The sequence below is a fragment of the Polaribacter sp. genome, from assembly GCF_965660385.1.
Classification (GTDB): Bacteria; Bacteroidota; Bacteroidia; order Flavobacteriales; family Flavobacteriaceae; genus Polaribacter.
Window position 1 is genome coordinate 1 of the sequence record NZ_CBFHZT010000061.1, and the last position, 13,734, is coordinate 13,734.

The window sequence follows — 13,734 nt, forward strand, 5'->3', positions numbered from 1 at the left end:
CTTTAATAATTTCTTCTTTAGGGATAAAACAAACCTCCATATCATCTATAGCAACAGCGTTTAAATTAGAAACTTCGTCAGAAATTAAACTTCTTTCGCCAATTAAATCACCACGTTGCACTAAGTTTACTATTTGGTTTTTTCCATTTTCACTCATCTTAGAAATCTTACAAACTCCATCTTTTATACAAAAGACACCGTTTATATGATCTCCTTCTTCAAATAAAGGCTCCCCTTTTTTTATTATTTTAGAGGTTTTACAAGCAGATATTCTAATTAATTCATCTTTAGAAAGATGCTTTAACGAATTAAATTGGCGTACAATACACTGTTCACATTTACCCATTATTTGGTTTTATTTGATAGTTCAAAGATATTGAAAAACTGATAAAAATCATATTTTAAACTAAAATCTTAACGGAAATTTGCATCAGGCAAAAGAGTAAATATGAAGACTACACATTGTTACCATTGTGGAGATTCTTGTAAAGATGATATCATAAAAGTTGATGATAAAAATTTCTGTTGTAATGGTTGCAAAACTGTTTACGAAATTTTTTCTGAAAACGATTTAACGTGCTATTACGACTTTCAAGAAAATCCAGGTGCAGTTCCAACAGAAATTCAAGGGAAATACGATTTTTTAGAGAACACACAAATTATTGAAAAATTAGTAGATTTTAATGATGGTAATACACAAATTGTAACTTTATACATTCCTCATATTCATTGTAGTTCTTGCATTTGGGTATTAGAAAATTTGCATAAATTAAATCCTAAAATTAGTACTTCTCAAGTCGATTTTCCTAAGAAAAAAGTTAGAGTTTCTTACAATTCTGAAACCACATCATTAAAAGAAGTGGTACTATTATTAAGTTCAATTGGTTACGAACCTTATATTAGTTTAGAAGATTATGAGGCTGGTAAAAATAAAGTAGACCGAAGTTTAATTTACAAGTTGGGAATTGCCGGTTTTGCTTTTGGCAATGTTATGTTTCTCTCTTTTCCAGAGTATTTTGAAGTAAGTGGCTTTTGGATAGAAAAGTATAAAAATGTTTTTAGAGGTTTAATGTTTTTCTTTTCATTACCCGTAGTTTTTTATGCGGGTAACGATTATTTTATTTCTGCTTACAAAGGTTTACGCTCCAAAATTTTAAATATTGATGTACCTATTGCCTTAGGAATTACGGTTTTGTTTGTAAGAAGTACAACCGAAATTATGTTAGATTTAGGTACAGGCTTTTTTGATAGTTTAACTGGGTTGATTTTCTTTCTATTATTGGGAAAATTCTTTCAACAGAAAACCTATAGTTTCTTGTCTTTTGAGCGTGATTATAAATCTTATTTTCCGATTGCAGTTACACGTATTTTAGCGAATCAAAAAGAAGAAAATATTCAAATTTATGAAGTAAAAAAAGGAGATAGACTTTTAATTAGAAACCAAGAATTAATTCCTGTAGACGGAATTTTAATTAACGGCAATGCAAATATCGATTACAGTTTTGTAACTGGCGAAGCAGAACCAGTAGTTAAGAAATCTGGTGATAAATTATTTGCAGGTGGAAAACAACTGTCTGGTATTTTAGAAATGGAAGTTTTATCATCTGTATCGCAAAGTTATTTAACGCAATTATGGAGTAATGATGTTTTTCAGAAAGACAAAACATCAAATTTTAAAACACTTACCGATAAAATTAGCAAACATTTTACAGTTCTTGTACTCTCAATTGCATTTTTAGCTACAGCCTATTGGCTATTTGTAGATATTAGTATAGCATTAAACGTATTTACAGCGGTTTTAATTATAGCTTGTCCTTGTGCAATTGCATTAGCCGCTCCATTTACTTTTGGTAATTTGTTACGTATTTTTGGAAAGCAAAAATTTTATTTAAAAAATGCCACAGTAATTGAACAAATGGCAACAATTAATTCTTTAATTTTTGATAAAACAGGCACCTTAACAACCAATATAAAAAGTAACATTTCTTATGATGGAGCAGCTTTACAGCAAAACGAAAAAAGGATTTTAAAAAGCAGTTTACGAGCATCCAATCATCCTTTAAGCAGAACATTGTATGAAACATTTGCAGCAATAGAACCTTTAGAAATTACGGATTACAAAGAAGTTGTTGGTCAGGGAATTGAAGTACAATATCAAAAAAAAATACTAAAATTGGGGTCAGCTTCTTTTGTGAAAAATAATGAAGAAAAATTGTCTTTTGATACCTCTGTGCATGTAAGCATTAATGATGTTTATAAAGGAAAATTTACATTTAAAAATACGTACAGAAACGGAGTTCAAGAAATTTTTAATACTTTACAACAAGATTATGATTTGGCTGTAGTTTCTGGTGATAATGAAGGTGAACGCAAATTTTTATCTAAACAATTACCTTTAAAAACTAGATTATTGTTCAACCAAAAACCGAATGATAAATTGCAAGTTGTAGAAGCATTGCAACAAAAAAATAAAAAAGTAGCCATGATTGGCGATGGTTTAAATGATGCTGGTGCTTTAGCACAAAGTGATGTTGGTATAGCCTTGTCAGAAAATATTAATGTATTTTCACCAGCTTGCGATGCCATTTTAGATGCTTCTCAATTTCATAAAATAGGGCTATTTTTAGGAGCATCAAAAAAAGCAATAAAAATTATAAAATATGCCTTTATTTTGTCTTTGTGTTATAATATTGTTGGCTTGTATTTTGCAATTACTGGTCAATTAATGCCTGTAATTGCAGCAATTTTAATGCCTTTAAGTTCCATAAGTATTGTGGTTTTTACTACAATTTCAACAAATATTTTAGGTAAAAAACTGAGTAAAAAATGAAAATCAATCAATTTATAGACCACACCTTATTAAAACCAACCGCAACAAAGCAGCAAATTATTAAGTTATGTGAAGAAGCTAAAACCTACAATTTTTATGCAGTTTGTGTAAATGGTTGTTATGTAGCATTGGCTAAAAAACAATTAGAAAACACTAAGGTAAAAGTAGCAGCTGTTATTGGTTTTCCTTTAGGTGCTATGACTACAGAAGCTAAAGTATTTGAGGCTAAAAATTGTGTTGAAAAAGGAGCTTCAGAAATAGATATGGTTCTTAATATAGGTAAATTAATAGATGGTGATGATGCATATATAGAAAATGAAATTAAAGCAATTAAAGAGGCTATTGGAAATACAGTTTTAAAAGTAATTTTCGAAAACTGCTATTTAACCAAAACACAAATTAAAAAAGCATGTAAATTGGCAGTTAATGCAGGCGCAGATTTTGTAAAAACCTCAACAGGTTTTGGAACTGATGGTGCTACTTTACAAGATGTAACATTAATGAAGCAAACTGTAAAAGATAAAGCTAAAATTAAAGCTGCTGGAGGCATTAGAGATATCACTACCGCCAAAAAATATATAGAAATGGGTGTTTCAAGACTGGGTACTTCTTCTGGAGTTTCTTTAGTGCAAACAGGTGTTTCAGATAAAAATGAGTATTAAGTATGAGTGTGCATATTGAAGCAAAACAAGGTGAAATTGCAGAAACTGTGTTGTTGCCTGGAGATCCTATGAGAGCAAAATGGATTGTAGATTTTTTCTTAACAGATATTGTAAAATATAACGATGTTCGTGGAATGTTAGGGTTTACAGGAACCTACAAAGGAAAAAGAATATCGGTACAAGGAACAGGAATGGGAATTCCATCGACATTAATTTATGCGCACGAATTAATTAACGATTATGGCGTAAAAAACTTAATACGCGTAGGTTCTGCTGGTTCTTATCAAAAAGAGGTTAAGATAAGAGATATTGTTATAGCTATGGCTGCTTCAACCAATTCAGGCTTAAATAGCATTCGCTTTAATGGTGCAGATTATGCGCCTACAGCAAGTTTTGCACTATTTCAAAAAGCTATAAAAGTTGCAGCCCAGCAAGGAATTGACATAAAAGCTGGTAATATTTTAAGTTCTGACGAGTTTTATGCCGATGATTTTGATAGTTATAAAAAATGGGCAGCATATGGTGTTTTGTGTGTAGAGATGGAAACCAATGGTTTGTACACAATTGCAGCAAAACACAACGTAAATGCTCTATCCATTTTAACAATTTCAGATAGTTTGGTTACAGGCGAAAGAACCACAGCAGATGAAAGAGAACTTACATTTAAAGAAATGGTAGAAATAGCTTTAGAATTGGCCTAATTTGCTGTCTATTCATATAATTATCAAAAAATCTGTTGATAAAACACACAAAAAAAATGAAATCACTTATTCAAAAATATAACGTTCCAGGACCAAGATATACCAGTTATCCAACTGTACCTTTTTGGGATCCAGAGACCTTTACGCAAGACAATTGGAAAGCAAGTTTTCAAAAATCATTCATAGAAAGTAATCAAAAAGAAGGCATTAGTGTGTATATACATTTGCCATTTTGTGAGAGTTTGTGTACTTTTTGTGCGTGCCATAAACACATTACCAAAAGGCACGAAGTAGAAGAGGAGTATATTAATACCGTTTTAAAAGAATGGCAATTGTATGTTGATGAATTTAGTGAAACTCCTATTATTAAAGAATTGCATTTAGGTGGTGGAACACCTACTTTTTTCTCTAAAGAAAATTTAAAATTTTTGATGGATGGTGTTTTCAAATTAGCAATACAACACCCTAATGCCGAATTTAGTTTTGAAGGTCATCCCAATAATACCACAAAAGAGCAATTGCAAACTTTATACAATTGTGGTTTTGATAGGGTTAGTTTTGGTGTGCAAGATTATAACGAAAAAGTCCAAAAAGCCATTCATAGAGTACAATCTTTTGAAGCTGTAGCACAAGTTACCAAATGGGCTCGAGAAATTGGATATACTTCTGTAAGTCACGATTTAATATTCGGACTTCCGCATCAAACCAAAGAAAACGTTATTTACACCATTAACAAAACAAAAGAGTTACAACCAGACCGAATTTCGTTTTACAGTTATGCACATGTACCTTGGGTAAAAGGTGTTGGACAAAGAGGTTTTAACGAAAATGATTTGCCAAAAGATGATGAAAAAAGAGCGCTTTACGAAATAGGAAAAGCACTTTTTGCAACCTTGGGTTACGAAGAAATTGGAATGGATCATTTTGCTTTAAAAATAGATAGTTTGTATACAGCTACAATTCAAAAAACACTTCATAGAAATTTTATGGGCTATACAGCCAATAAAACGCAATTAATGATTGGTTTAGGCATGTCTGCCATTTCAGATTCTTGGTATGGTTTTGCGCAGAATGTAAAAACTGTTAAGGAATACCAGAAAATTGTAAATGAAGGTAAAATTCCTGTTTTTCGCGGTCATATATTATCTACCGAAGATGAAATTATTAGGAAACATATTTTAAATATTATGTGTAATTTTTATACTTCTTGGGATACAACAACTACCAAAATCGAAAATTTAGAAACACATTTAGAATTTTTGAAAGAATTGAAAAATGACGGTTTGGTAACTTTTGATGAAAATTCTTTAACTGTACCAAAACATGCTAGACCTTTTGTTAGGAATATCTGCATGGCTTTTGACAAGAAAATGCATCAAAAAAAGTTAAAAGATAAAGTGTTTTCTATGACAATATGATATTAGGAGCTATTTTTCGTTTATTCCCCCTAAACATTAAAATCGTCTAAAGAGAAATCTTTAGACGATTTTAATTGTAATCTCAAAAGTTAGGTTTATTCCAACGATATTTTGTGTAACTTTTTCGTTAATTTCTATCAATTATATCTCCAGAACCTATAGATTTAGAATCAATATTTGTTGGATTTCCTTTATAATAGATGCTTCCAGAGCCTACAACTTTTGCTTTTATTTTTCTGTTTACAGTAGTTCTAATACTTCCAGAACCTGCTATTGTTGCACTTAGATTATCGGTTTTTAGTTCATAAGCTTTTATGCTACCAGAACCTGCAATTGAACATGTTAAATCATTTGAATTTCCTTCTAATTTAATATTTCCAGAGCCACCAATATTTGCTGTAACTTCATCTGCATCAACAGCTAAAGTGATATTTCCAGAACCCCCTAAAGAAGTTTTTAAATCGTTAGCTTTTAAAGTGCCCATGCAAGAAACATTGCCAGATCCTCCTAAAGAAATTGCATCAATATCATTATAGGTAACTGTTACTGTTAATCTTTTTGTGGTTCTAATATTTGTGTTTTTTTTGTATTTAATTTTCAATGTATTTCCATGTACTTCTGTCTCAACATAAGGAATGATGTTTTCTTCTCCTTCAATTTTAATGTTTCCTTCTTTGCCTTCTATAAGAACCACATCAAAAGAGCCACCAACTGCAATACCATCATAATCAGGTGTAGTTCTTTTAACAGTTATAACATTACCATTTCCTTTTATTTTCTTGCTGTTTCCCCACCAATCTTGTGCGTTTGTTGATAAACTAAGGGTTAGGGTAAGTACTATAAATGTAATTTTTTTAAACATGATTTTATTTTTAAGTTGAATTTTTTTAATAGTTTTCTTTGATAGATACGCCACCATATTGAGACCTAATCTTTATTGAAGCATTAGCATTTCCTTGTCCGAATTTGCCTTCGTAATATTTTTTAGAGTTTTTTGAAATCTTTTTAGAGAAATTTACATTTTCATCATCATATCTAAAACCAGCATATTGTAAATCTAATTCGAATTTAAAAACAATATCTTCATCTACACCAATTTTTATGCCTGCATATTGTCCGTCAATCACAACACTTTCAAAACCATTGGCTATTCTTTTTACAGAAATGCCACCATAATCGGTTTCAATATTTAGATTTTTATAGATTGTGCCTAATTGCATACTTGCGTAATCAGAATTTCCTTTTACATGAACAGCTTCATCAATACGTATTGAACCATAATCTGCATTAAATACAATATTTTCTGTTTTACCAATATTGATTGTAGAGTAATCTTCATTAACTTGTAAATCTTCCGATTTTTCAATGCTTATTTTAGAATAATCAACATTTATAGCACCACTTTTTATAAAATCGATACTCGAAGAAGAGCAGTAATCTAAGTTAATGCTATTATTTTCAGCAGCTAATTCTCCAACCACGATTTTTCCATAATCGCAATTTATAGCTGCTTTACCATATAAATTTCCTAAATAAATACTACCATAATCGTTGTTTAAATCTACAGAATTGGTATTTGGTATTTTTACTTTGTAGTTAATTTTATAGCTAAGGTTGCTACTTTTTTTCCAAAAAGACCATCCATTTTGATTTTTCTCTAAAATTGTTTTCGCAGCTACATAATTATTTGAAGCCTCAAATGCTACGTCAATACTTTCTAGTCTTTCTTCAACATCATCTAAATCATTTCCTTTTACAGTAATGGTAATTTCAAATTCTATTTTGTTTTTATTCCAAGTTACAATATTTAAGTCGCCATATTTGTTACTTATCGCTACTTTTGCATCACTACTAACAGTATAAGCTTTCGTAATTTTTTTACTTTTTTCTTCTTTTCTATCATTTACATTTGCCGAAGTAAAAAATGGCAAAAGCATACATAGAAATATAATTTTAGATGTAAATTTCATTATTTAAAAAATTAGGGTTTTTTATGTGTTCAATTTGTTGTAATACGTTTTCTAAAACTTTAAGTCGTTGCTGATAATTTTTAATCATGGCATTAATAACTTTAGTTTGATTTTCAGCAATATTTAGCTCGGTTATAAAAAAAGTATATTCTTCTTCCAATTCTTCTAAAGCATCCAAAGCCTCTTCAATAATAGTTTCAGTTTCTAAACTTCTATTACTTTCAATAGTTTTTAAACTTGTTTGTATGGTTGTTGCAAAATAATTTTGCACTTCTTCCATTTTAGGGGAAACATCAGCTAGCTCTATTTGTTGCTTTTGATGCATACTACCCAACCAAAAACCGATAACTAATACTACTGATGCAGCAACTGACAACCATTTCCAAGAGGTTTTATTTGTTTTTTTAGGATGATTCAGTTTGCGTTCAAAACGCTCTACATGTCCAAAATGTGGTTCTTGAAAATCGAAATCATTTTCCGAAAAAAAATGATGTAATTTATCTTCCATACGCTTGTGTTTTTATATTTTCTGCAAGTAACACTTGCTTTAATTTTTTCTTTGCTCTAGATACTGTGGTTCTTACATTTTCATTCGTATAGTTTAAAATTTGTGCAATTTCCTCATAATCATATCCTTCAATTAAATTTAAGGTAAGCACAATTCTATAATTATTTTTTAAACTTTGTAAAGTATTTAAAACCGTTTTCGGGTTTAAACCAGAATAATTAATGGCTTCATCTTCCATTTCATTGCTTGGTACAACTTCCATTTTTACAGCTTCATAACGATTGTTTCTCTTTAATTGAGTTAAACTTTTATTGATTACAATTCGTTTTAACCAAGCTCCAAAAGCAACTTCACCCTTATAACTATGCAATTTTGTAAAAGCGGTTAAAAAAGCTTCTTGCATAACGTCTTCGGCTTCAAATCTATCTTTTAAAATGCGATATGCTGAATTATACATTGCTTTATAGTAGGCATTATAAATCTTCAACTGCGCGTTTGTGTCAGACGATTTGCAGCGTTCTAAAAGGTTGGTTATATGTGGTTGATTAGCTTCCAATTAAAAACTTCTATAGTAAAGACAAAACTATTTTTGACTTGTGACAGTTTTCATAATTTAAATGTAATCTTTTTTTAATTAGTTAGACAAATCTAGTACAAGTTCGTTAATTTTAAAGTTGTTCTTACACAGTACAATTGTAAAGAAAATAGATTTGGCACAAGAATTGACTTACTTATGTTAGATAATTAAAATGCATTTTTATATTTTTGATTATCAATTATTTAGTTTTTAAAAGAATGATGTTGATGTGTGTTTAATATAACAATCAATGTCAGAATGACAGATATAAAGCAAATGAGCAAATCAAAAATTATAAAGTTAGACAGTTTGTCTTTTCAGGATATGATCAATGAAGATTCAGAATTAATTCCGTTAATGACTCCAGAAGATGAGGAAATTATTAACAAAGAAAATGTACCTGAAACCTTACCTATATTGCCCTTACGTAATACGGTTTTGTTTCCTGGTGTTGTAATACCAATTACTGCTGGTAGAGACAAATCTATACAGTTGATTAAAGATGCCAATAAAGGTGATAAAATAATAGGGGTTGTTGCACAGCGTAATGAAGAAGAAGAGGTGCCAAAACTAAATGATATTCATACCACAGGTGTTGTTGCACAAATTTTACGGGTATTAAAAATGCCTGATGGAAATACAACCGTAATTATTCAAGGTAAAAAAAGGTTTAAAATTGATGAATTAGTACAACATGAACCTTATTTAAAAGCTACTGTAAAAGAGGCTGTAGAAGATAGAGAAATTATTGACAAAAAAGAATTTGATGTAATCATGGATTCTGTAAAAGAGCAGGCTTTAGAGGTAATTAAAGAAAACCCTATGTTGCCAAGTGAAGCTTCTTTTGCTATCAAAAATATCAAATCAAATTCGTTTTTGGTGAATTTTATAGCATCAAATATGGATTTAAGTGTGATGCACAAACAAGTTATTTTAGAAAAAGACAATTTAAAAGAACGTGCATTATTGACACTTAAAAACTTAAATAAAGAGCTGCAAAAGTTACAATTACGCAACGATATTCAGTCTAAAACTCGCGAAGATTTAGATCAACAACAACGTGAGTATTATTTAAATCAGCAATTAAAAACCATTCAAGAAGAACTTGGAGGCGTTTCTAACGATCAAGAATTGGAAGAAATGCGTAAGCAGGCTAAAACCAAAAAATGGCGTAAAGAAATAGGAGAGACGTTTGAAAAAGAGTTGAACCGTTTAAAAAGAATGAATCCACAAGCTGCTGAATTTGGTGTTCAACGAAGTTACCTAGAGTTGATGTTAGAATTGCCTTGGGGTGTTTTTTCTGAGGATAAATTCGATTTAAAGCACGCTACAAAAGTATTGGACAGAGACCACTTTGGATTGGAAAAAGTGAAAGATCGTATCATAGAGCACTTGGCTGTTTTAAAGTTAAGGAACGATATGAAATCTCCAATAATCTGTTTATATGGACCTCCAGGAGTTGGTAAAACATCTTTAGGAAAATCTATTGCAGAGGCTTTAGGCCGTAAATATGTAAGAATGTCTTTAGGTGGTTTGCGTGATGAAGCTGAAATTAGAGGACATAGAAAAACCTACATAGGTGCTATGCCTGGTAGATTAATTCAGAACTTAAAAAAAGCGGGTACATCAAATCCTGTTTTTGTGCTAGATGAAATTGATAAATTAGGACAAAGCCATCAAGGAGACCCATCTTCAGCAATGTTAGAAGTTTTAGACCCTGAGCAAAATACCGCTTTTTATGATAATTATTTAGAGGTTGGTTACGATTTATCGAAAGTATTATTTATAGCAACTGCTAATAATTTAGGACAGATTCCTTGGGCGTTAAGAGATAGAATGGAAATTATAAATGTAACTGGTTATACCATTGAAGAAAAAGTGGAAATAGCTAAAAAACATTTGTTACCCAAACAATTAAAAGAACACGGTTTAACCGCTAAAGATTTAAAATTAGGAAAAAAACAAATTGAGCAAATTGTTGAAGGTTATACGCGAGAGTCTGGTGTACGTGGTTTAGAAAAACAAGTCGCTAAAGTGGTGCGTTTTGCCGCAAAAAGTATTGCTTTAGAAGAAGCGTATGACATTACTTTATCATCAGAAAAAGTAGAAGAAATTTTAGGAACACCAAGAAATAGAGGAAAATACGAAACCAATGATGTGGCTGGTGTTGTTACAGGTTTGGCTTGGACAAGTGTTGGAGGTGATATTTTATTTATAGAATCTATCTTATCAAAAGGAAAAGGAAGCCTTTCTATTACCGGAAATTTAGGTACTGTAATGAAAGAATCTGCTACTATTGCTTTGCAATACATAAAATCGAATGCTGAAGAATTTGGCATTACACCTGAAATTTTGGAAAAGTATAATGTTCATATTCACGTTCCTGAAGGGGCTACCCCAAAAGACGGACCAAGTGCAGGGATTACTATGTTAACTTCTTTAGTGTCTTCTTTTACACAACGCAAAGTAAAAAACAAATTGGCAATGACTGGTGAAATTACGTTACGTGGAAAAGTGTTACCTGTTGGTGGAATTAAAGAAAAAATATTAGCAGCGAAAAGAGCTAATATTAAAGAAATTATTCTTTGTGAAGAGAACAGAAAAGATATTTTAGAAATTAAGGAGAGCTATTTAAAAGGATTAACTTTCCATTATGTATCAGAAATGAAACAGGTTTTAGACATTGCACTTACTAAGCAAAAAGTAAAAAATGCTAAAAGAATTTAGATTCATAGTTGTTTTAATAGAATCATAAACACATAAAAATAAATAAAAAAGAGCGCTTGGAAAAAGCGCTCTTTTTTTTTGATATTCTTTGAGATAAAAAAAGAGCTGATATCATCAGCTCTTTTTTGAAATAATAGTTTTAAAATTATAACATTAATTTTTTGTATTATCTGAATAAGATTTTCGAAGTTCCATAATCATTTTCAGGAGAAGCTACTTTTAATAACATCATACCTGCTTTTACTTTAAAGTCGAAATCTAATTCGTTTTTACCAGCATTCAATTGTACTTTTTGATTGTAGATGGTTTTACCAGTGATATCAGATAAAGTTACAGTAGCTTCTGTTGCTGTCTCACTGAATAATAATAAGTTTACGTTACCTTCAGATGGGTTTGGATATGCCATAAACTCATTTTCAAATTGCTCAATTTTCTGTACAATCTGATCTTCAACAGCGGTTTTAGTAAACTTAACATCAGAGATTTTTAAATCTAACTCTTTAGTTTGCGCTTCAACAGGCAAAAAGGTAAAGGTTAACGTTGTTAAATCGTTAGCCGTTAGTTTCTCTTGAGTTGCACTAGAGTTAAAGATATCGAAAGGAACATAATACGTTTGTTCTTCTTCAGAGAAATCTACCATAACTCTGTATTGTGCTTTCCAATCTTCGATTGATGATTTGATTAAGCCTAATTCCATCAACCCAGAACCTTTCGCTTTGAAAGATACATATTTGTATTCTGAGTAATCAGCAGACAAGGTACCAGGCAACAAAGCTTTGTATAAGGTTAAGTAGTCGTACTCGCTTACAGCTTTTACTTCAGGATTTCTATTGATAGTATATTCATCATCTTGATATTCTCTATCAAAATCATTCCATACAAAGTAGTTCTTGATTTCTGTATAACGTTTGTCATAATCTAAGCCCCAGTTACCATCTGCGTGATAGAATGCATCACTTACTTCACCATCTACTTTTACAAGTCCATCATATTCATAACCATCAGCAATATCTAAACGCAACGCTTGTTGTATTTCAGTGGTTAAGGCATTGTCTCTAAACTTGATGTTGTTAGCAGTTTCAGAGTACAATTCAACCATTGATACTTCAGCAGTGTTACCTTCTTCAGTACTTCTTAATGCTACAACTAACTCGCCTTTGTCTCTATAAATTTTAGATGCATAGGTTTCAGGGAATTTCTGCTTTTCTGTTTGTTGAACAGGCATAAATGCACCTAAATTTTCTAAAATGTCAGCCACCATTTTTTGTGTGTCAGCTGGTTTAGTAGACCAAACTTGGAAGTTATATACATCATTAAACTTGGTATAATCATTTACATACCAGTTAGTTTGAATGGTGTATTTGCTATCGTTATTGTTTTTTGCTGTAGCAAAAGATACTGCATATTCTACAATACCATTTCTTTGCTTTATACCTTGCATTAAGAAATTGTAGCCACCGATTTCAATTTTTTGAATATTCAAAATCTCAGCACCACGTAATCTGTCACAAGATGCTTTGGTGTGGTTGTATACTTTATCAGTGGTTTTAATTCCTAATACTACACCTTTAGTTTGTCCTTCCACAGAGAAATCTACAGATAAAACTTCATCTGCAATAGTAATGTCTAAGATATCAGTAGGAGAGGTAACGTTTGCCACGTTTCCAGCCACTAATTCTGAAGGGAACATATCTAATAAAGTTTGACCTTTACCTTGATACGGTTGTACAGACTTCATTTTTGCCTTGTTATATAAATTATCACTAGACTTTACAAATTCTGTTGGTACAGAATTTTTCTTTCTTCCAATATATAATTTAGAAAGGGCATCACCTAAAGATTCAGATTCGATACCTCCAGAATTTCCTCCACCTGTATTACCTGAGCCAACCATATACCCAAAGTCTTGAGTTAAATTGGTTTCACCCAAACCTAAAATAATTGTACTTCTGTTTGGTGTACCAACACTATCCCAATCATATGTTTGTACTAAATCAGCAGGTGTTTTACCAGCAGGAATCCCAGCAGTTACAGTGCTTAAATCAACTTGCACTGTATAAGAACCTTTTGGTAATTCTATAAACAAATAGTTACCATTTGCATCTGTTGTAGTTGTTCTATTTGGTTCAAAATTAGGTACTTTAGATACTAAAGTAATTGTTGCTCCTGCTAATCCAGGTTCACCTACATCTTGAATTCCATCACCATCAGTATCGTACCAAACCGTGTCTCCAATTGAACCTAAAACAGGAGTTACAGTAAAAGTAACGTCATCTGTAGTTTCAGCACAAGAACCATCAGCAGCGATTGTATAACGAATCGTTACATCAGTATTAGTGTT

General features: G+C 31.2%; 11 protein-coding genes. 5 read left to right on the forward strand and 6 right to left on the reverse strand.

What is annotated here, in order from left to right:
* On the reverse strand, positions 1-346 hold a 346-nt coding region (locus tag ACTG3V_RS13535), incomplete at its 3' end, for a Crp/Fnr family transcriptional regulator (RefSeq protein WP_439132704.1).
* Positions 347-448: 102 nt separating this feature from the next.
* Here ACTG3V_RS13535 and ACTG3V_RS13540 point away from each other — a divergent pair.
* Genes ACTG3V_RS13540 through hemN form a run of 4 tightly spaced genes read left to right on the forward strand, consistent with a single transcriptional unit; the run spans position 449 to position 5,611 of the window.
* Positions 449-2,830, forward strand: a complete 2,382-nt coding sequence (locus ACTG3V_RS13540) for a heavy metal translocating P-type ATPase (RefSeq protein WP_439132705.1) — start codon at positions 449-451, stop codon at positions 2,828-2,830.
* Positions 2,827-3,492, forward strand: a complete 666-nt coding sequence (gene deoC / locus ACTG3V_RS13545) for a deoxyribose-phosphate aldolase (RefSeq protein ID WP_439132706.1) — start codon at positions 2,827-2,829, stop codon at positions 3,490-3,492. Before ACTG3V_RS13540 ends, deoC begins: the two co-directional genes overlap by 4 nt.
* Before the next feature lie 2 nt (positions 3,493-3,494).
* On the forward strand, positions 3,495-4,193 hold the full coding sequence (gene deoD / locus ACTG3V_RS13550) for a purine-nucleoside phosphorylase (protein ID WP_439132707.1): 699 nt from the start codon (positions 3,495-3,497) through the stop codon (positions 4,191-4,193).
* A gap of 56 nt (positions 4,194-4,249) precedes the next feature.
* A complete protein-coding gene (gene hemN, locus ACTG3V_RS13555) occupies positions 4,250-5,611 on the forward strand; it encodes an oxygen-independent coproporphyrinogen III oxidase (RefSeq protein WP_439132708.1) in 1,362 nt (453 codons plus the stop codon).
* 127 nt (positions 5,612-5,738) lie between these two features.
* Here hemN and ACTG3V_RS13560 read toward each other — a convergent pair whose 3' ends face one another.
* From ACTG3V_RS13560 to ACTG3V_RS13575, 4 genes are read right to left on the reverse strand one after another with little or no spacing between them, the layout of a single operon-like run.
* Positions 5,739-6,473 carry a head GIN domain-containing protein gene (locus ACTG3V_RS13560; protein WP_439132709.1) on the reverse strand — a complete coding sequence of 245 codons (735 nt, stop codon included), beginning with the start codon at positions 6,471-6,473 and terminating at the stop codon, positions 5,739-5,741.
* A 25-nt stretch (positions 6,474-6,498) separates the two neighbouring features.
* Entirely contained in the window at positions 6,499-7,581 is a 1,083-nt protein-coding gene (locus ACTG3V_RS13565) for a hypothetical protein (RefSeq protein ID WP_439132710.1), read from the reverse strand.
* Positions 7,565-8,089: a hypothetical protein gene (locus tag ACTG3V_RS13570; protein ID WP_439132711.1), complete on the reverse strand. Its 525-nt coding sequence runs from the start codon at positions 8,087-8,089 to the stop codon at positions 7,565-7,567. Before ACTG3V_RS13570 ends, ACTG3V_RS13565 begins: the two co-directional genes overlap by 17 nt.
* Positions 8,079-8,645 (reverse strand): RNA polymerase sigma factor, encoded by a 567-nt coding sequence (locus ACTG3V_RS13575; RefSeq protein WP_439132712.1) that lies wholly within the window; start codon positions 8,643-8,645, stop codon positions 8,079-8,081. The genes ACTG3V_RS13570 and ACTG3V_RS13575 overlap by 11 nt, the downstream gene beginning before the upstream one ends.
* A gap of 297 nt (positions 8,646-8,942) precedes the next feature.
* Here ACTG3V_RS13575 and lon point away from each other — a divergent pair, with 297 nt between their 5' ends.
* A complete protein-coding gene (lon, locus tag ACTG3V_RS13580) occupies positions 8,943-11,393 on the forward strand; it encodes an endopeptidase La (RefSeq protein ID WP_439132713.1) in 2,451 nt (816 codons plus the stop codon).
* A gap of 166 nt (positions 11,394-11,559) precedes the next feature.
* Here the strand turns inward: lon and ACTG3V_RS13585 are convergent.
* The coding region (locus ACTG3V_RS13585; protein ID WP_439132714.1) for an SdrD B-like domain-containing protein at positions 11,560-13,734 on the reverse strand (2,175 nt) is incomplete at its 5' end.

Bases quoted from the DNA above. Each gene is read 5' to 3' on its own strand.
- ACTG3V_RS13570 (WP_439132711.1), bottom strand. From the start codon at position 8,089: ATGGAAGATAAATTACATCATTTTTTTTCGGAAAATGATTTCGATTTT.
- ACTG3V_RS13540 (WP_439132705.1), top strand. From the start codon at position 449: ATGAAGACTACACATTGTTACCATTGTGGAGATTCTTGTAAAGATGAT.
- lon (WP_439132713.1), top strand. From the start codon at position 8,943: ATGAGCAAATCAAAAATTATAAAGTTAGACAGTTTGTCTTTTCAGGAT.
- deoC (WP_439132706.1), top strand. From the start codon at position 2,827: ATGAAAATCAATCAATTTATAGACCACACCTTATTAAAACCAACCGCA.
- hemN (WP_439132708.1), top strand. From the start codon at position 4,250: ATGAAATCACTTATTCAAAAATATAACGTTCCAGGACCAAGATATACC.
- deoD (WP_439132707.1), top strand. From the start codon at position 3,495: ATGAGTGTGCATATTGAAGCAAAACAAGGTGAAATTGCAGAAACTGTG.
- ACTG3V_RS13565 (WP_439132710.1), bottom strand. From the start codon at position 7,581: ATGAAATTTACATCTAAAATTATATTTCTATGTATGCTTTTGCCATTT.
- ACTG3V_RS13560 (WP_439132709.1), bottom strand. From the start codon at position 6,473: ATGTTTAAAAAAATTACATTTATAGTACTTACCCTAACCCTTAGTTTA.